At 48.3% G+C, this 19,919-nt stretch carries 16 protein-coding genes; 5 read left to right on the top strand and 11 right to left on the bottom strand.

Translation table 11 applies throughout. From position 1 onward, the window contains the following. The 7 genes from F5971_RS03260 to F5971_RS03230 form a co-directional block, all read right to left on the bottom strand. Positions 1–617 (bottom strand): IS91 family transposase (locus F5971_RS03260; protein WP_193494017.1); only part of this gene is annotated, 617 nt, incomplete at its 3' end. A 227-nt stretch (positions 618–844) separates the two neighbouring features. Beyond that, complete coding sequence (gene prpF, locus F5971_RS03255) at positions 845–2,023, bottom strand: 2-methylaconitate cis-trans isomerase PrpF (protein ID WP_193494015.1); 1,179 nt, start codon at positions 2,021–2,023, stop codon at positions 845–847. 21 nt (positions 2,024–2,044) lie between these two features. After that, positions 2,045–4,630, bottom strand: a complete 2,586-nt coding sequence (acnD, locus tag F5971_RS03250) for a Fe/S-dependent 2-methylisocitrate dehydratase AcnD (RefSeq protein ID WP_193494013.1) — start codon at positions 4,628–4,630, stop codon at positions 2,045–2,047. A 97-nt stretch (positions 4,631–4,727) separates the two neighbouring features. After that, a complete protein-coding gene (gene prpC / locus F5971_RS03245; RefSeq protein WP_036512925.1) occupies positions 4,728–5,858 on the bottom strand; it encodes a bifunctional 2-methylcitrate synthase/citrate synthase in 1,131 nt (376 codons plus the stop codon). A gap of 57 nt (positions 5,859–5,915) precedes the next feature. Continuing rightward, complete coding sequence (prpB, locus tag F5971_RS03240; RefSeq protein ID WP_193494011.1) at positions 5,916–6,809, bottom strand: methylisocitrate lyase; 894 nt, start codon at positions 6,807–6,809, stop codon at positions 5,916–5,918. Further along, on the bottom strand, positions 6,802–7,515 hold the full coding sequence (locus F5971_RS03235) for a GntR family transcriptional regulator (protein WP_036512927.1): 714 nt from the start codon (positions 7,513–7,515) through the stop codon (positions 6,802–6,804). Before F5971_RS03235 ends, prpB begins: the two co-directional genes overlap by 8 nt. A 337-nt stretch (positions 7,516–7,852) precedes the next feature. Then, complete coding sequence (locus F5971_RS03230; protein ID WP_193494009.1) at positions 7,853–8,713, bottom strand: alpha/beta fold hydrolase; 861 nt, start codon at positions 8,711–8,713, stop codon at positions 7,853–7,855. Positions 8,714–8,821: 108 nt separating this feature from the next. Here F5971_RS03230 and pabB point away from each other — a divergent pair, with 108 nt between their 5' ends. Next, complete coding sequence (gene pabB / locus F5971_RS03225; protein WP_193494007.1) at positions 8,822–10,207, top strand: aminodeoxychorismate synthase component I; 1,386 nt, start codon at positions 8,822–8,824, stop codon at positions 10,205–10,207. Positions 10,208–10,419: 212 nt separating this feature from the next. Next, positions 10,420–12,285, top strand: a complete 1,866-nt coding sequence (locus F5971_RS03220; RefSeq protein ID WP_193494005.1) for a methyl-accepting chemotaxis protein — start codon at positions 10,420–10,422, stop codon at positions 12,283–12,285. Positions 12,286–12,331: 46 nt separating this feature from the next. Here the strand turns inward: F5971_RS03220 and thrH are convergent, their stop codons facing one another. From thrH to F5971_RS03205, 3 genes are all read right to left on the bottom strand, one after another. Beyond that, positions 12,332–12,949, bottom strand: a complete 618-nt coding sequence (thrH, locus tag F5971_RS03215) for a bifunctional phosphoserine phosphatase/homoserine phosphotransferase ThrH (protein WP_036512936.1) — start codon at positions 12,947–12,949, stop codon at positions 12,332–12,334. Positions 12,950–13,029: 80 nt separating this feature from the next. Further along, entirely contained in the window at positions 13,030–14,004 is a 975-nt protein-coding gene (gene cysB / locus F5971_RS03210) for an HTH-type transcriptional regulator CysB (RefSeq protein WP_036512939.1), read from the bottom strand. A 93-nt stretch (positions 14,005–14,097) separates the two neighbouring features. Continuing rightward, positions 14,098–15,207 (bottom strand): DNA-binding protein, encoded by a 1,110-nt coding sequence (locus F5971_RS03205; protein WP_036512942.1) that lies wholly within the window; start codon positions 15,205–15,207, stop codon positions 14,098–14,100. Between the two features lie 330 nt (positions 15,208–15,537). On the opposite strand from F5971_RS03205, the gene acnB reads away from it, so the two are divergent. The 3 genes from acnB to F5971_RS03190 all read left to right on the top strand — a co-directional run bounded on the left by acnB (position 15,538) and on the right by F5971_RS03190 (position 18,932). Next, positions 15,538–18,135, top strand: coding sequence for a bifunctional aconitate hydratase 2/2-methylisocitrate dehydratase (gene acnB / locus F5971_RS03200; protein ID WP_193494003.1), 2,598 nt, complete (start codon positions 15,538–15,540; stop codon positions 18,133–18,135). A gap of 123 nt (positions 18,136–18,258) precedes the next feature. Continuing rightward, positions 18,259–18,693, top strand: coding sequence for a DUF2185 domain-containing protein (locus F5971_RS03195; protein WP_036512945.1), 435 nt, complete (start codon positions 18,259–18,261; stop codon positions 18,691–18,693). After that, entirely contained in the window at positions 18,690–18,932 is a 243-nt protein-coding gene (locus tag F5971_RS03190; RefSeq protein WP_193494001.1) for a hypothetical protein, read from the top strand. Before F5971_RS03195 ends, F5971_RS03190 begins: the two co-directional genes overlap by 4 nt. An 8-nt stretch (positions 18,933–18,940) precedes the next feature. On the opposite strand, the gene F5971_RS03185 is transcribed toward F5971_RS03190, so the two are convergent. After that, the gene (locus F5971_RS03185; protein ID WP_246187748.1) at positions 18,941–19,915 is read right to left on the bottom strand and encodes a tRNA dihydrouridine synthase; all 975 of its coding nucleotides are present in this window, start codon (positions 19,913–19,915) and stop codon (positions 18,941–18,943) included. Positions 19,916–19,919 lie beyond the last annotated feature (4 nt).

The raw sequence follows: 19,919 nt of genomic DNA, 5'->3' as shown, positions 1-19,919 counted from the left end.
TCTAACCATTGCGTTGCCGCTCGCTTTTTCCGATGGTCGAAATAACTCATTTCAACACGACTTCCTGACCAACGCTTAAGCTGCTCGGGATTTAAAGGTCCACCTCTGCAATAACGTGCTAAATAAAGCATCGTTACTAAACAATGAATATGAGGATGAAGGTTTAAACGACGCCCCCAAGTATGCAGTGTCATCAACAAACCCGGCTTGATGCCTCCATACTTTCGATCCGCCAATAGCTCTAGCAAAGACTCCTGACTTGCACGAAACAACAATCGTGTAAATAAAGCCTCGTTGTAACGCCATAGCGCTAGATACTCATGTGGTAAAGTGAAAATACAATGGAAATGTGGAACGGCCAGTAAGCGCTTTTTTTGCTTCTCTATCCACTCAACCCTTCGGTGCTCAGCACATAAATAACAACTGCGATGACGACACGAATGATAATGCTCCCAAGTATCGTGCCCTTGAGCGCAACGATATGTACTCACACCCATTTCCGGAGAACGGCAAGCAGTGATAGCATCTATCGCTTTTCGATTTTTCAGCGGCTGTCGCTGCTGATCTAGTTCCGAGCGATACGCTCGAAACACACTTTGTAAGAGTCTATTTGGCATGTCCCTATGCCTATAATCCTTTAAATTTACTACTCTACCGCGTAGCGGTTATGTCCAACAAATAATACGCCCCGACAATCTGCGGGCGCACACAAAGCAAATACAAACACCCATAAAAAACCCCGGCAAGCCGGGGACAAGATAGGTGAGTCCGAAGACTCAGATGCACATTTGCACAGGGCAAACTTCTAAGGCTCAGAACCTGAAACCTGAGCCTTAGAATGGGGTTAGAAGGTGTCGCCGGGAATACGTACCCACCCTTCCATTAATACTCGCGCACTGCGGCTCATCACCGCTTTGGTGGCCGTCCATTCGCCATCCACTTCAGCTGCCGCTGCACCAACACGCAGGGTGCCGGATGGATGACCAAAGACAACTGCATCACGCTCAACACCACCTGCCGCAAGGTTAACCAGAGTTCCTGGAACCGCGGCTGCGGTCGCAATGGCGACAGAGGCTGTGCCCATCATGGCATGATGGAGCTTACCCATGGATAAGGCGCGCACGCACACGTCTATGTCGCTGGCGCTGATCGACTTACCACTGGAGGCTTCATAGTCCGTTGCTGGTGCAACAAAGGCGATCTTGGGGGTGTGCTGACGCGCGGCCGCTTCAGAGATATCCTGAATCAAGCCCATTTTCACCGCACCGTATGCACGCATAGTCTCAAAACGCGCCAGAGCCTCCGCATCGGAGTTGATGTCTTTTTGCAGCTCGGTGCCCGTATACCCTATATCCGCCGCATTAACGAAAATAGTTGGGATACCGGCATTGATCATGGTGGCTTTGAACGTGCCGACACCCGGAACTTCAAGATCATCGACTAGATTACCCGTTGGAAACATCGAACCTTCACCATCGGCCGGGTCCATGAACTCAATCACCACTTCAGCCGCAGGAAAGGTCACACCATCCAGCTCGAAGTCACCGGTCTCTTGAACTTCACCATTGGTAATGGGCACATGGGCGATGATGGTTTTTTGGATATTCTTTTGCCAAATTCGCACCACGCAAATTCCGTTTTCAGGTATGCGCGCAGGATCAACCAACCCTTTGCTAATCGCAAAGGCACCGACGGCAGCGGTCAAGTTACCGCAATTGCCCGACCAATCAACAAAGGCCTTATTGATCGCGACCTGACCAAACAAATAGTCAACATCATGATCCAGCTGTTCGCTTTTGGCCAGTATCACCGTTTTAGAGGTGCTGGAGGTTGCGCCCCCCATCCCATCAATTTGTTGGCCATACGGATCTGGGCTTCCAATTACACGTAACAAAATTTTGTCGCGTGCTTCACCCGGAACCTGTGCCGCTTCTGGCAAATCGGTCAGGCTAAAAAACACCCCTTTCGAGGTGCCGCCACGCATATAGGTGGCGGGGATCTTAATTTGAGGGCGACTCGACATGGTCTCGCTCCTGCCTGTTAATTAGTGGGTCGACTCAAGAAAATCTTGAGCAAAACGTTGCAAGACACCGCCCGCTTGATATACACGCACTTCGGCGGCGGTATCTAAACGACAAAGCATCGGCACACGCACAATCTCGCCATTCTTCCGAGTGATGACCAAGGTCATTGTTCCACGCGGTGTGAGTTCGCCCTCTACATCGTAGAGTTCGGTTCCATCAATGCTCAGCGTTTGACGGGTCGTACCCTCTTCAAACTGCAAAGGCAACACGCCCATGCCGATTAAGTTTGTGCGGTGAATACGCTCGAATCCTTCAGCCGCAATTACCTCGACACCCGCTAGACGAACACCTTTGGCCGCCCAGTCACGTGAAGACCCCTGACCATAGTCAGCACCTGCAACAATAATCAAAGGTTGTTTACGCTCCATGTAGGTCTCAATCGCTTCCCACATGCGCATCACAACGCCGTCTGGCTCAACACGTGCCAGAGAACCCTGCTTGACCTTACCATCGACAACCGCCATTTCATTGATCAGTTTCGGATTCGCAAAGGTGGCACGTTGCGCCGTCAGGTGATCGCCACGGTGCGTTGCGTAGGAGTTGAAATCTTCCTCAGGCACGCCCATTTTATGAAGATACTCACCTGCTGCGCTGTCCATCATGATCGCATTTGAAGGTGACAGGTGATCGGTGGTGATGTTGTCAGGTAAGACAGCCAAAGGACGCATGCCCTTCATGGTGCGCTCACCCGCCAATGCACCTTCCCAGTATGGAGGACGACGAATATACGTCGACATCGGACGCCAATCGTAAAGCGGGCTCTTAGCCGCTTCACCACGATCCAAGTCAAACATTGGAATGTAGATTTGGCGGAACTGCTCGGGCTTCACGCTCTTCGCAACGATTGCATCGATCTCTTCATCGCTTGGCCAGAGATCCTTCAAGGTTACAGGGGTGCCTGCTTGATCTGTTCCCAACACATCCTTTTCAATATCGAAACGGATGGTGCCCGCAATGGCATAGGCCACCACTAAGGGCGGAGAAGCAAGGAAGGCTTGCTTGGCATAGGGATGGATACGACCATCAAAGTTACGATTACCCGATAAAACCGCTGTCGCATAGAGATCACGATCAATGATTTCTTGCTGAATCACAGGATCAAGGGCACCGGACATACCATTACAGGTAGTGCACGCATACGCAACGATACCAAAGCCCAGTTTTTCCAGCTCAGTTAAGAGACCCGCTTCTTCTAAATAGAGCTTGGCCACTTTGGAGCCTGGCGCAAAGGATGACTTCACCCAAGGCTTACGCAGCAAACCGAGTTCATTGGCTTTTTTCGCCAGCAAGCCCGCTGCAACAACGTTGCGTGGGTTAGAGGTGTTGGTGCAACTGGTGATGGCCGCAATAATAACTGCACCATCGGGCATCAAACCGTCTTCTTTTACCCAAGGAGCGGCAATCCCTTTTGCGGCCAAGTCAGCGGTGGAAACACGTGCATGCGGATTCGATGGGCCGGCCATGGTACGCACGACACTCGACAAATCAAATTTCAAAACACGCTCGTATTGAGCCGTGCTTAGGCTATCTGCCCACAGTCCTGTTACTTTCGCGTAGTTCTCAACCAATGCCACCTGCTCAGGTTCACGCCCCGTGAGTTTGAGGTAATCAATGGTTTGCTCGTCAATGTAGAACATCGCAGCCGTGGCACCGTATTCCGGTGTCATGTTGGAAATGGTGGCACGATCACCAATGCTGAGGCTTGACGCACCTTCTCCAAAGAATTCTAAGTAGGCGCCGACAACACGCTCTTTACGTAGAAATTCCGTGAGGGCCAATACAATATCCGTTGCCGTGATGCCAGGCTGACGTTTGCCAACCAACTCGACCCCAACAATGTCAGGCAGGCGCATCATGGAAGGCAGACCCAACATGACGGTTTCGGCTTCCAAACCGCCGACACCTATCGCAATAACGCCCAATGCGTCGACATGTGGCGTGTGCGAGTCGGTACCCACACAAGTATCTGGGAAGGCAATGCCATCGCGCGCTTGAATAACGGGCGACATTTTTTCGAGGTTGATCTGATGCATGATGCCGTTACCCGCGGGGATAACATCAACATTTTCAAAGGCTGTTTTGGTCCATTCAATGAAATGGAAACGGTCTTCGTTGCGACGGTCTTCAATCGCACGGTTTTTCTCAAACGCGTCGGGATCAAAGCCACCACACTCAACCGCTAACGAATGGTCAACAATCAACTGGGTCGGTACAACAGGGTTGACCTTCGCAGGATCACCGCCCTTTTCAGCAATGGCATCACGTAAACCGGCCAGGTCAACCAGTGCGGTTTGACCGAGAATATCGTGACAGACAACACGTGCTGGATACCAAGGGAAGTCGATTTCTTGCTTGCGCTCAATCAGCTGCTTCAGTGCATCGGTCAGCAGCTCAGGCTCACAACGACGCACCAGCTGTTCAGCCAACACGCGAGAGGTATAAGGAAGTTTTTCGTATGCACCCGCTTCAATCGCGTCAACAGCCGCACGGGTATCAAAATAATCTAACGTAGAGCCAGGAAGGGCTTTGCGGTATTCAGTATTCATCTGGGTAGACTCCGTTGAGTCGTTATAATGTCATTGACAGACCTAATGTGGGTGCACAACGGCTCGATCAGTCAGAACAACTGACCGAGCAACGACCTTACGCACGTTGGTCGATAGGCAACCAATCAAGATTATCTGGGCCTGTGTAATCGGCGCTTGGGCGAATGATGCGGTTATTCGCGCGCTGTTCCATCACATGCGCTGTCCAACCAGCGACACGTGAACACACAAAGATTGGGGTGAACAACTTGGTTGGAATCCCCATGAAGTGATAGGCCGATGCATGGAAAAAGTCCGCATTGCAGAAGAGTTTCTTCTCACGCCACATGACGGCTTCAACACGCTCAGAAACGGCATACAGATGCGTATCGCCCACTTGAGCGGAGAGCTTTTTCGACCATTCTTTAATAATGGCGTTGCGCGGATCAGAGTCACGGTAAATAGCGTGACCAAAGCCCATGATCTTATCTTTACGAGCCAACATGCCCATGATCGCATCTTCAGCCTGATCAGGCGAAGTCCAGTTCTCGATCATGTCCATTGCCGCTTCGTTTGCACCACCATGCAGAGGGCCACGTAGAGAGCCGATTGCACCGGTCACACAGCTGTGAATATCCGACAGAGTCGATGCACAGACACGCGCCGTAAAGGTGGAGGCATTAAACTCATGCTCTGCGTACAGAATCAATGATGCATGCATCACTTCTACATGCAAAGGCTCAGGCTTTTGACCATGCAACGTCCACAAAAACTGCTCAGCGATGGAGTCAGCTTCAGTATTCACATCAATACGCTTACCGTGATGTGTGAAGTTGTACCAGTAGTTAATCAAGCCTGGAAACACGGCCAGCATGCGGTCAATTTTGTCATGCTGCTCAGCGAAATCCATTTCGGTTTCTAAGTTACCGAGCATAGAGCAACCCGTGCGCATCACATCCATCGGATGTGCATCGGCGGGGATCTGCTCTAAAACGGTTTTCAAGGCTGCGGGTAAATCACGCATGGACTTCAAGCGTGCTTTATAGCCATCTAACTCAACTTGAGTGGGTAGCTTTCCGTACAATAATAGATAGGCTACTTCTTCAAATTGAGCATTGTCGGCGAGATCTTTAACATCGTAACCACGATAGGTTAGGCCCGCACCGGTTTGCCCTACGGTACACAGTGCGGTTTGACCTGCGGATTGACCCCGTAAACCTGCACCACTAAGTTGTTTTGCTTCTGCCATTTTGGTCTCCTTCTACGCCGGAGAGCTTTGCCCCCCAGAAGCTTAATCAGAATTGAATTACTTGTTTTTACCTTCGGCAAACAGCGCATCTAGCTTTTGCTCGAAATCGTGGTAATTCAAGAAGTCATAAAGATCCATGCGTGTTTGCATGGTGTCGACCACTGCTTTTTGGTCGCCATCGTTTAGAATATGTTCAAAAACATTCAGTGCTGCTTTGTTGGCCGCACGGAATGCAGACAAGGGATACAGCACCATGCTGGCACCATTTTCAGCCAACTCTTTGGTGTTGAATAAAGGCGTTGCACCAAACTCAGTGATATTCGCCAATAAATGACGACCTTGAATACCGTCTGCAAAGGCTTTGTAATCTTCAAGCGTGTGCACCGCTTCGGCAAAGATACCGTCTGCACCGGCTTCTAAGCAGGCTTGAGCACGCTCAACAGCGGCATTTAAACCGTCTTGTTGGAAGGCATCGGTACGAGCAATGATAAAGAAATCCTCATCGGTACGAGCATCAACGGCAGCCTTAACACGATCAACCATCTCTTCTAACGAAACGATTTCTTTGTTTGGGCGATGGCCACAACGTTTCTGAGCGACTTGGTCTTCGATATGAACCGCAGCGGCTTCTGCTTTGATCATTTCTTTAACAGCACGTGCAATATTAAATGCACCGCCCCAACCTGTATCGATATCCACCAGCAAAGGGGTTTCGACAGCACTGGTAATACGACGAACATCTTCCAACACATCATTTAAAGAGGTCATACCCAAATCCGGTAAACCGTAAGATGCGTTCGCTACTCCACCACCTGAAAGGTAAATTGCTTTATGGCCAACACGCGTTGCCATCATTGCGTGGTAAGCGTTGATGGTGCCAACAATTTGTAGCGGCTGGGTTTCTGCTAAGGCTTTGCGGAAACGAGCGCCCGCTGATAATCGATTAGCCATTTTTTTCCCCTTTCAAGTGAGTCACAGTGTTCAGTTTATTTTCAATATTACGACGTGCCGCACTGATGTGACGGCGCATCAACATTTCTGCTAATTCGGGATCTCGTGCATCTATTGCATCGATGATTTGACGGTGCTCTTTCAGTGCACGCTTGGGACGTGAACTTGAAACACTGAATTGGTAACGGTACATCCGAACCAAGTGATATAGATCAGCACCTAAAAGCTCTAGCAGCTTTTCATTTTTGCTGCCTTGAACAATTCGGTAGTGGAAATCCAAGTCCCCTTCCTTTTGGAAGTAACTGCTCCACTCTTTCTCTTCAACGGAGCGCTCATGATGGTCGAGTAAATTCTTTAATGCCGTGATTTCACTGTCGGTCATGTTTTGTGCCGCTAAGCGACACGCCATGCCTTCCAGTGCTTCGCGCACATGGTAAATTTCAATTAACTCATGCACCGACAGCTTAACTACGCGCGCACCGATATGAGGCTTTCGTTCGATTAGACGCAGGCCTTCCAACCGACGGATCGCTTCTCGAAGCGGCCCACGACTGATGCCATACATACGAGCCAGTTCTGGCTCACTGATTTTATAGCCTGGAGGTAACTCGCCCTTGACGATAGCCGTGACAATCTGTTGACAGACCTTATCAGCTAACGTGCGTGTAGCGGGTTCGAGAGGCGTTACATTGTCATTATTTATCATTGCGACCCTTCACATTGTCGACAATTTTTATGTAACGCTACATTACCGAGCAAAAAACGACCAGTCAACACCCGAAACGGACTAAATTGTCTACACTAGACAAAAGTATGAAATTCGGATTAAGATTTACCCGTATTGAAGAAAAAAATTAAATATTTGAAAATAAACAGATTTTTAAGAATTGATCAAAATAACGCCTTGAACACATAAACAGAAGCCATAGAACTGTCTACAATCCAGTGAATTCCTGAAGGGACACGAGGCTTTTCCTAGCAGCCTGTCAGACTGTGTACTGACCTACTGCGGAAAAGCCGATTAAGCACCTGACGCCTCGCGATCAAGACAAATAACGAAGCAACTCATCATTCATAACCCTGGCGATTTGCCGAGGCTTCTGAAAAGGTAAGGAATGGTCTGTACCGGGCACCATAATATAGTGCCAATTCGGCATTTGTTCAGCCAACTGCAAGTGCAACTGGTGCATCATCTGCACACTTTGGCTTCCGATAAAGCTTGTCACGTCACCTTGGGCCGCCAATAACTGGGATCGATCCAACTGCCGAATCCCTTGACTCACCGCATCCAGCGCCCAAGAAAATCCTACAGGACGTCGTGCCAAACGACTCACGGCTAGATCATCCACTTGCGCCGTGGTTTTTCGATTCGGCGAGATGGTGTCCAAAAACTGACGTATCCCCTGCTCCTGATCTTGAGAGCGCAGGAACTCGGCGGCTTGCGAATATCGATCACGCAATCGAATTGTGTCATCGAGACTGCTGCGATCCAGCAAGGCGGATTCGAGCAGATATTGTTTTTCGACTCGGTCAGTGAAACGCGCTTTTAACAGCATAGACACCAAGCCACCCAATGAATAACCACCTAAATCAAAAACCCTCCAATCCAGATGATCAACCAAATGCGCCACATCATTTACAAGGTCGACTAGGGTAAAGGGGTGCTCTACCCCATCAAGATATTGAGTTTCACCCGCACCTCGTAAATCCGGTACGAGTATTTCGCGCCATTGCTGGGTGCACTGAATCAACATTTCCCAGGTGTCTTGACCTGCAACCCCTGCCCCATGCAAAAGCACCAAGCGACGTGAAGACAAGGCATTGGGATGACGATAAAGCCGATAAACGATACGTTGATCCGGCACAAGTAGCTGATGTTTTTCACTAGGGCAAATTTTTCGCATAACCTAACCCAAACTTAAATGAAGTGAACAGTATACCTTTGTTAACGAACAATCTCGCCTAAGCGTAACAAGCAGAGTAGAATTAGACTTTTGTCACAGGGCTGCACGGTGATTGAGTACATTTCGCTTCCTTTCAAATTGACAGCAATCGAGATTTTTAACCAAATTCGCGAACTGGGTGACGCCGTCCTCTTGGATAGCTGTCAACCTGACAGTCAGTTTGGACGATACGACATTATTGCCGCAGCACCTGATCGTAAGTTACGCGTGAACGAGCAAGGCACTTGGACTCGTGAGACAGCATCTTCAGATTGGACCCTGACTCAACGCGAGCCCTTTTCAATCTTAAATGCATGGTTAGCAGAGCTAAAGACGCCCTCAGACCTTAACGGCCCCTTCAACACAGGCTTGATCGGTTCGTTCAGTTATGATCTTGGTCGCCACCTCGAAACCCTTCCATCAATAGCCAAAGCCGATATTGCTTACCCAGATCTTGAGATTGGACGCTACCTTTGGGCCGTGGTGATTGATCACCACCAACAACACAGTCACTTGGTCTTTCATTCTGAATGGGTCGACCGCCAAGAGATTGAGCGTTTAGTCGAGCGCCTCACCAATCCGACTGCGTCACCGACACGTCAAGCATTCAAGCTCAACGCGCCCTTCGCCAGCAATCTCAGTGCCGAAGACTATGCGTCCGCACTGAATAAAGTGGATGAGTACATCCACGCAGGTGACGTGTACCAAATTAATTTTGCGCAGCGCTTCCAATCCTCGTTCGAAGGAGACCCTTGGCAGGCCTGGACGGCATTAAAGCGCATTGCCCCGACTCCCTATGCAGCGTATCTAGAAAATGATCAAGGCGCGGTTCTGTCGTTATCACCAGAGCGTTTTTTATGGTGCAATGCTCAAGGAGAGGTTGAAACGCGCCCCATTAAAGGCACGCGTCCACGCCACTCAGACCCGAACCTCGACTTAGCCTTGCAAGAAGAACTTAGCCATTCTGAAAAAGATCGTGCAGAGAATCTAATGATCGTCGACTTACTGCGCAACGATCTCAGCAAAGTTTGCCAGCCCGGCTCCGTCAAAGTGCCTGAGCTTTTCTCCTTAGAGACCTATCCAAATGTGCATCATCTCGTCAGCAGCATTACTGGCACACTGGACAAGTCTCACACACCGCTTGATCTGTTAAAACACAGCTTTCCAGGGGGGTCAATTACCGGCGCACCCAAGATTCGAGCCATGGAAATCATTGATGAACTTGAGCCACATCGCCGCTCAATTTATTGTGGATCCATCGCGTACATTAGCGCCTGTGGGCATATGAACAGCAGCATTACTATTCGCACCCTTTTGTGCGAGAGGCAACAGATATACTGCTGGGCCGGTGGTGGCATAGTCGCTGATTCAGATATCGCATCGGAGTATCAGGAAACCTTTAACAAGGTCAACAATTTGCTTCAAAACCTTGAAGAACACTTTTTGGGTTCCTAAATTCGCGAATTGCATGGCTTTCATTTGACAGATGTCAGTTTATTAACAATTCTTTAATCACCCTGCTTAATACTATTGTCTGAATAGAATTAAGCCTATCCTCGTGGAGTACTGCCTATAAGACGATGCACAACTTCAACCTGACAAGTGCCAAGCATAAGGCATAGATACATTATAACTCATAAACAGTACAGACTATGGGGCTTCCGCAGATGCCACTTTCATTTCAATCAAAGATTCTCAGTTCAATGCTCGCATTGCTGATTATTGCCTTGGTTTCCTTAGGGATTCTGTCTTCTCGCTTACTTCAACAAGAAGTAAACAATGGCATTCAAGCCGAGATCAACAGTACATTAAAAAACATACAAACCTTCGCCAACGGCTGGCTAAATGCGAAATTTGATATTATTCACGCACTCACGGCTGAACTGCCGGGAAGCGATGATGAAGCAAAGGCACCGCTAACCCTCTCGCGTATCGCGGGTAATTTTGATCTTGTCTATGCTGGAACAGACCAAGGCGGTATGTGGCAATCTCAACCGCCCGCCTCACTCCCTTCGGATTACGACCCAAGAACACGCCCCTGGTATCAACAAGCCTTGCAAGCAAATCGCATGGTCGTTACCCCACCCTATGTCGATGCAGGCAGTGGAGAATTGATTATTTCGTTGGCAGCTCCTTTACGCAACGGTGCACGTGGAGTAATCGGCAGTGACATCAGTATAAAAAATGTCATCACCCAACTCTTAGCGATTGATTCACGCTGGACATCGGAAGTGTGGATGCTAGACAAGGATATGAAAATTATCGCGCACCCAGACGCCTCTCAAGTGAGCAAACCCGTATCACAGCTGCTGACGAATACGACTATTCCTGCTGTCTACAGCATCAACGACATACACTACAAGGGTGAAAAGTGGCTGTTGTCTTCCATCAAGATAGAGTCGGCAGATTGGACTTTTTTACTCTTGGTCAAACGCAGTGATGCCTATGCAGCAATGAACACCCTAGCTTGGCGTTTAGGCATATTGAGTATTTTGATTCTAGGCATTGCCGCACTCTTACTTTACCTGCTTGTTCAGTACTTAATGCGCCCGCTAAAAAGTCTTGCAAAAGCACTAGACGACATTTCTGAAGGTGAAGGCGATTTAACGCGCAAACTCAATGCCGACACTGATGATGAGTTTGGTCGCATGAGCCATGCGTTTAACAAGTTCACCAACAATCTGCGCCAAACCATCCAAGAAATTATTCATCTGGCAAACCGCATTAAAGACGATGCCAGCAACACGGCTACGCAAGTAAAACTGAACTTGGATCAGATAGCAGATCAGCATCAAGAACTGACCCAACTAGCAACTGCGGCTCAAGAAATGTCCTGTGCGACAGGAGAAATCGCAGGCAATGCCGAAAAAACCGCTCTGGCAGCCCGCAATGCGGCCGATTCAACTCAGCTAGGCTTGTCCGTTGTAAATGAAAACCGCATTAAAACAACAGAGCTTGCAGAGCAAATCTCGCTTAGCACCAGTGCCATTAATGATGTTAATGGCCATGTTCAAAACATTTCCAGCATTTTGGTTAATATTCAAGGGATTGCTGAGCAGACCAACTTATTGGCATTAAATGCCGCCATTGAAGCCGCTAGAGCCGGTGATCAAGGTCGTGGCTTTGCTGTTGTTGCGGATGAGGTGCGAACGCTGTCCCAACGCACGCATCAAGCAACTGAAGAAATTCAAAAGATGATTAGCGAACTCCAGCACTCAACCTCTCGTTCCGTCACCATGATGACGAGCAGTCTCGATCAAGCCTACGAAAACGCAGAGCGTGCCGAACAGGCCGCTAGCCGTCTTCAGTTAATTGATAAAGCAAGCTGCGACATCAGCGACATGGCTGTGCAAATTGCCAGTGCGGTTGAAGAACAAAACGCAGTGACCACTGAAATTAGCGGCAATACTGAGCGTATTAAGCTATTGGCTGACAATTTAGCCGATCAAGCTGATATTTCAAGAGGACGTTCAAGAGAGTTGAGTGATATGGCAAATACGCTAAAATCCCTCACCGATCGCTTTAAAGTGTAATCCATCACACCTCTACCCAAGTTCGCTTGGGTAGAGGCATTTTACCTTATAGGGTCAAATCCCTCACACTGGCCTTGATAAACTCTTTCTTTAAGTCTTCATAGGTGTGCACCGCCGGGAATTGGGGGAACTCTTGGATGACATTATCGGGAGCATGAAACAGAATACCGGATTCGGCCTGTGTCAGCATCGTGGTGTCGTTGTAAGAGTCACCCGTCGCGATGACGCGATAATTCAATAATTGAAAGGCGCGCACTGACTGACGCTTTGGATCTCTTTGACGCAAGGTATAGCCTGTAATACGCCCCTGACCATCAACTTCTAACTTGTGACAGAGTAAGGTTGGAAAACCCAACTGACGCATTAAGGGCTGTGAAAACTCATAGAAAGTGTCTGAAAGAATAACAACCTGAAAGCGCTCTCTTAACCAGTTAACAAACTCTACCGCGCCTTCCAGCGGCGCTAAACGACTGATCGTTTCTTGAATTTGCGGCAAGGTCAATCCATGCTCATCCAGAATACGCAGGCGCTGCTTCATCAAGACGTCGTAATCTGGAATATCTCGGGTCGTGGCTTTTAACGCTTCAATCCCTGTCTCCTCTGCGAACGCAATCCAGATTTCAGGAACCAACACCCCTTCTAGGTCAAGACAGGCTAACTCCACAAACACCTCCACTATTGATTTAAAAAGGCTAATCTACTGGGTGACAGATTGATATTCAACAAAATCCTTAGGGTTTTGTCTTAGTGCATCGGCAACTCAATGTCAGCAAACAACTCATCCACTTCGTAGCGGTTCCCACAGGCTTGAACTTTATCAACCATTTCCGGCGTTAAGTGCGGGGCAAACAACCGAATAAAATCATACATATAACTGCGCAAGAAACTGCCTTTTCGAAAGCCGATTCGAGTCGTGCTGGCTTCAAATAAATGAGATGCGTCCAGTGCAACCAAATCACTGTCTTGCAGTGGATCTACCGCCATTGAAGCAATAATCCCGACACCCAAGCCCAATCGCACATAGGTTTTGATGACATCGGAATCCACAGCCGTAAACACAACCTTAGGTTCAAGACCACGCTTAATGAATGCATCATCCAGCTTAGACCGCCCAGTAAAACCAAAAACATAAGTCACGATTGGAAAGTCTGCCAAGCGCTCTAAGGTCAATTCCTTAACCTGTGCTAAGGGGTGGTCTTTTGGCACAACAACGGAACGGTTCCAGTGATAACACGGCATCATAATCAAATCAGGAAAATGCGCGAGGGCTTCGGTTGCGATGGCAAAATCAACTTCACCGTCTGCAGCCATCTCAGAGATTTGCATAGGCGTGCCCTGATGCATATGCAATGCAACATCGGGGTACATTTTAATAAATTCATTGATGGTCGGCGGTAACGCGTAGCGTGCTTGCGTATGGGTTGTGGCAATGCTCAAGCTGCCCTTGCGCTCATCACTGAACTCTTGGGCGACCTGTTTGATACTTTCAACTTTCTGCAGAATTTCACCGGCAATCTGGAGAATGGCAGCACCTGCCGGGGTCACTCGTGTTAAGTGCTTCCCACTTCGAGCAAACACCTCAACACCTAATTCGTCCTCCAGCAATCTCACCTGTTTACTAATACCCGGCTGAGACGTATAAAGACTTTGCGCGGTGGCCGAAACATTCAAATCATGCTTGGCCACTTCCCATATATAGCGTAACTGCTGAAGTTTCATGTTATTATTTCCTGATTATAAAAAGTTAATCATTTATAACAGACAAGAATAACAGAAGTTTAGACACTCGCCAATTTTCTGATCAAATAATCATCAAACTCGTGAGCTTAAACGACGGATTTCCTCATCATTGCTAATAATCCGTTTCTCTAATGAGTTCACCTTAGCTTCAGCCCGAATGATGATGTTTTCTTTCTCTACTAATTGAGAGCGCAGAATATTTTCGCGCTTAGCATTCTCATTGGAAGCCGTAATGTGTTTCTGATTAAGGCGTCGAATGTCTTCTTGCAGCTCTTTAACCTTTGCTTCCAGTCGCTTCGTTTTGTTCACCTCGGTTAAAAGCTGAGCATTAACACGCGACAGATCACGCTGAAGCACACCGCTGTCTTGCTTATACTTCAAGAGTTCAGCTTCTTGGCTCTTAACTTGCGACTTTAGCGTATCGGTTTTAACGTCCTTGCGTGCAATACGTGCCTGCAAGTCATGAATCTCACGCACCAGCTCAGACTCTTTTTTACTGGCCTCTTCACGCACTTTTTCAAGGGTGTTTCGATAATAGCGCGTATCCACTTCCTCTTTCGCAATCGCTTCCATCATATGCCGCTGCTCGTCTTTGATACGTTGGTCAAAGACGCGTTTAGCATCGTCATGGGCTTTACGCAGCTGCGCTAATTCATGCTCTATGGTAACGCGCGACTGCTCTTCTTTTTTGCGAGTGTTCGTTTCAATGGCTAAATTATTTTTTAGAACCGCAATTTCGGCCTCGAGTGCTTTAAACTGCTCTCGTGATTCCTCAAGCTTGAGTGACTGCTCACGGTAGCGACTTTCGAGCTCTAAATAGAGATGCTGTGACTTTTGCAAGGCATCGTCATTAACACGCCGATCTTCCTCAAGACCCACATCCACCATTTGCCGAGTAAAATTCACTTTTGAATTCGCTTCTTGCAGTGCATGCAGCCAAATTCGAGTAAAGGCCTGCGCCAGTGTATCCGGCATCCCTGGCACACTAATCGCGCGATCCGTTCGATCCGTCATAACGATTCGCTGAGGCAGCTCATACCACCACTGCGAAAGGTAACGAGAAACCTCTTCAGACTCGATCTCAAGCGTTTCGGCTATCGCTTCTGATCTCGGATAGCTCGCTGATAAAAGCAAGTCATCTGCAACTTCGTAGACTCGTGATTTAAGCTGTTCTTTATCCATGTAGTACACTAAACCTAATTAACCTTAAAAATGCGAGTAACATCATACCCCGAACAATGAGACCAGACATAGGCTCTATCATCCTTTATACGCGTACATCGCAGACTATTGAAACATATCTTTTCGACTAATGCGATTTATAGATTAAAGGCCTATAGTCCATTACGTTGGTACAAAGTCTAAGCTCAGGATTGTCGACAATACTTAACTTTAGCGCCCCCATAGGCTAGAATTCCACCGCCAATCCACATTCGATAACATATTATTCGAACCGGCATCGGCAGAATTCATGTCCGATGTACGATTGTGACAACAGATGAGGGCTAAATCGTGCTTGAAGCTTACCGTAAACATGTCGAAGAACGTGCCTTAGAAGGCATTCCACCAAAGCCACTGGATCCAGAGCAAACAGCAGCACTGGTTGATCTGGTTAAGAATCCACCAGCAGGCGAAGAAGAGTTTCTCCTAGATCTGTTGACCAACCGTGTTCCAGCCGGTGTTGACCAAGCAGCATACGTAAAAGCGGGCTTTTTAGATGCTGTTGCTAAGGGTGAAGTCACCACTCCTCTTGTTTCTCCTGTAAAAGCGGTTGAATTGCTAGGCACGATGCTTGGCGGCTACAACATTCAGCCATTGATCAGCGCATTAGACCATGAAGCTTTGGCTCCAACCGCTGTTAAAGCTTTATCTCACACCTTATTGATGTTTGATGCATTCCACGATGTTCAAGACAAAGCCGAAGCAGGCAACGCCTTTGCTAAGCAGGTCATGGAATCCTGGGCGGCTGGCGAGTGGTTTACTTCCAAGCCAGAAGTGGCTGAAAAAATAACCGTTACTGTCTTTAAAGTACCTGGCGAAACCAACACAGATGACTTGTCACCTGCTCCAGATGCTTGGTCACGCCCAGACATCCCACTTCACGCAAACGCCATGCTTAAAATGGAGCGTGAAGGCATTGAGCCAGTTAACCCAGGCACAACAGGTCCGTTAACACAAATTGAAGCCGTTAAAGCAAAAGGCTTCCCTGTTGCGTACGTTGGCGATGTTGTCGGAACAGGCTCTTCTCGTAAGTCTGCAACCAACTCTGTGTTATGGTTCTTTGGTGATGATATCCCCAATATCCCTAACAAACGTGCTGGCGGTTTCTGCTTCGGCGGCAAGATTGCACCTATTTTCTATAACACGATGGAAGATGCTGGCGCCCTGCCAATCGAAATGGACGTGACTCAAATGAATATGGGCGATGTCATCGATGTCTATCCATATGAAGGTGTTGCTAAAAACCACGACACAGGTGCTGAACTCTGCCGATTTGAATTAAAAACTCAAATGCTTCTGGATGAAGTTCGCGCAGGCGGACGTATTCCGCTGATCATCGGTCGCGGTCTGACACAAAAAGCGCGTGAAGCGCTCGGCCTAGGCCCAATTGATATTTTCCGCACACCAGAGCAACCTAACGACACGGGCAAAGGTTACACCCTTGCTCAAAAAATGGTAGGTAAAGCCTGTGGCGTTGCTGGCGTTCGCCCTGGTACTTCTTGCGAACCAAGAATGACCACGGTTGGCTCACAAGACACCACTGGCCCTATGACGCGTGACGAGCTAAAAGACTTGGCATGCTTAGGCTTCTCTGCTGATCTTGTGATGCAGTCTTTCTGCCACACAGCGGCGTATCCAAAGCCAGTTGACGTGAACACTCACCACACACTACCTGACTTCATCATGAATCGTGGTGGTGTATCGTTGCGCCCAGGCGACGGTGTTATTCACTCTTGGTTGAACCGTATGCTGCTACCTGACACTGTGGGTACTGGCGGTGACTCACACACCCGTTTCCCACTGGGGATTTCCTTCCCTGCGGGCTCTGGCTTGGTTGCGTTTGCGGCCGCAACAGGTGTTATGCCATTGGATATGCCAGAATCTGTTCTGGTTCGCTTCAAAGGCACGCGTAACCCTGGCATCACGTTACGTGATCTGGTACACGCCATTCCTTACTACGCCATCAAAGAAGGCCACTTGACCGTTGCTAAAGCGGGCAAGAAAAACGTCTTCTCTGGACGTGTACTGGAAATCGAAGGCCTAGAAGACCTGACTGTTGAGCAAGCATTCGAACTGTCTGATGCATCTGCTGAGCGCTCTGCTGCAGGCTGCACCATCACTCTGTCTGAGAGCTCAGTTGCAGAATACCTGAACTCAAACATCGTGATGCTGAAGTGGATGCTGGCTGAAGGCTATGGCGACCCACGTACAATCGAGCGTCGTATCAAGGGCATGGAAGAATGGTTGGCTAACCCAAGCCTAATGCGTGCCGATGCCGATGCCGAATACCATACGGTTATCGAAATCGACATGTCTGAAATCAAAGAGCCTATCCTATGTGCTCCAAACGATCCAGACGATGCTCGCTTACTGTCAGACGTTGCTGGCGACAAAATTGATGAAGTCTTCATCGGTTCTTGTATGACCAACATCGGTCACTTCCGTGCCGCAGGCAAGCTGCTAGAAGCCTCTGGCAAATCAATTCCAACCCGTATGTGGATCGCTCCACCGACGAAAATGGATGCCGCACAGCTCTCTGATGAAGGCTTCTACAATGTCTTCGGTAAAGCAGGTGCACGCATGGAAATGCCAGGCTGTTCATTGTGCATGGGTAACCAAGCACGTGTTGCTGACAAAGCCACGGTTGTGTCAACCTCAACGCGTAACTTCCCTAACCGTTTAGGAACAGGTGCTAACGTGTACTTGGCCTCTGCTGAGTTAGCGGCTGTCGCTGCACTTGAAGGCAAGTTACCCAGTGTTGACGAATACATGGCCTATGCGAGCAAGCTCGATAGCATGTCGTCTGAAGTCTACCGCTACTTGAACTTCGATCAGATGGACAAGTATGTAGAAAAGGCATCAACTGTTATTCCAACCACCAGCGTTTAATTCGTTAAACGGCTGACAAAAAAGCCCTGAACCATTCAGGGCTTTTTTACGTCTAAATTACCTTAATGCAGCGCTAAGGCGTAGCTGTTAAACTGCGCTATTATTAACTCAATCGAGGGTGGTATGAAGCCTTTAAATTCTGACACAGCTCCTGAACCCGGCTACGAAACAGCCCAAACCAAAAATGGATTTTTAGTTCTTGCATCCCGACTGGTATTTGATGAAAAGCTCCCTATTCGCTTTATGTACAAAACCGTACCGGAGCATTTAAATGATACGGGTTGGCGAATGTTTACAGGCTACGAAACAGACGATTTTTTAGCGGATGAAATGAAAAATCTTCTCCCCGTTCCACTTGAAAAAATCTGCCTACTCGACCCGTCTCTGACGCCTCTCGTTCAATACAATGCAGGCACCGTGTGGGAAAGAGCTCCAGACACCGATGGCTGGATACAGGTGTATGACTATCAAATCCCTGTCCCGACAACCGAAGTCATGATCACCAATGATGTTGAGGAATTCATTCGCACCAAATTTGCCGATAAGGAAACGCTATGACCATGGGTTCATTCATGACCTACGTCTTACACTTTAGTGGATTACTGGTGGTCATATTGGGTTTAAGTATTAAACCTAAAATGAAGGTCTTAGGACTTGTAATCGCCGTGAGCGGTTTTTTATTAGGCACGTCCCCTGTTTGGTATTCAGCACTCACGCAACCAACAGATGAAGAGATGTATGAAGCCTGGAGAGAGCAGCAGCGCCTTCATCAAGAGCGTATGGACAATCGCCAGTAAGATCTAAGCTATTCGGCTGGAACAGAGTAATGCTCTCTTTCAGCTCGAATAGTCTCCATGATGCTCAGCGGGTCTCGCTCAGAGCGTATTCGATCAAACAACCGTGACGCTTGCGGGTAACCCAATTTTAACATGCTCAACCATTGCTTGATCCGCCCATGCACATGCCGCTCCGATAAATCATCGATCACCTGTTGATGATAACGTTCCAACATGGGAATGAGCGCAACCCATTGCTCATCAGACGCTGCGCTAACGTCCTGACCCTGTTTAATTTGATCGGCCAAAAAAGGATTGGCTAACATTCCACGGCCGATCATCACATCCGCACAACCTGACACCTGCCGACAGCGATGATAATCTTCCGGCGTCCAAACTTCACCATTGGCAACCAGATGCAAAGACACATGATCACGGATTTTTGCAATCCATTCCCAATGCGCAGGCGGCTTATAGCCTTCTTCTTTTGTTCGAGCATGAATCGTTAAGGTTGACGCCCCTGCTGATTCAATGGCTTGTGCGTTTTCAATTGCCAAAGATTTATCAAAATACCCCAAACGCATTTTGGCCGTTACAGGAATAGATGAAGGAATCGCCTCTCTGACGGCACTTACAATGGAATGAATGAGCTCCGGTTCTTTTAACAGAACAGCGCCGCCTCGACTTTTATTCACGGTTTTTGCGGGGCAGCCAAAATTCAGGTCAACGCCAGGTGCCCCTAACTCAACAACACGAGCTGCATTTTCGGCAAGGACTGAAGGCTCACTACCCAGCAATTGGGCAAACACAGGTACACCCGAGTGCGTTTTACCTCCATGATGCAATTCTGGCATCATTCGATAAAAGACAGAGACGGGTAATAGACGTTCAGAAACTCGAATAAATTCAGTAACGCAGTGATCGACATTGCCGGATGCCGTTAAGATATCACGCAGGGTGTAGTCAACTACACCCTCCATGGGCGCAAGGTAAATTAAAGACATGTAT

The sequence above is a fragment of the Nitrincola alkalisediminis genome, assembly GCF_009821115.1.
Lineage (GTDB): Bacteria > Pseudomonadota > Gammaproteobacteria > Pseudomonadales > Balneatricaceae > Nitrincola > Nitrincola alkalisediminis.
Note: the sequence above shows the minus strand (reverse complement) of the source record. Positions and strands in the feature narration are given on the sequence as shown.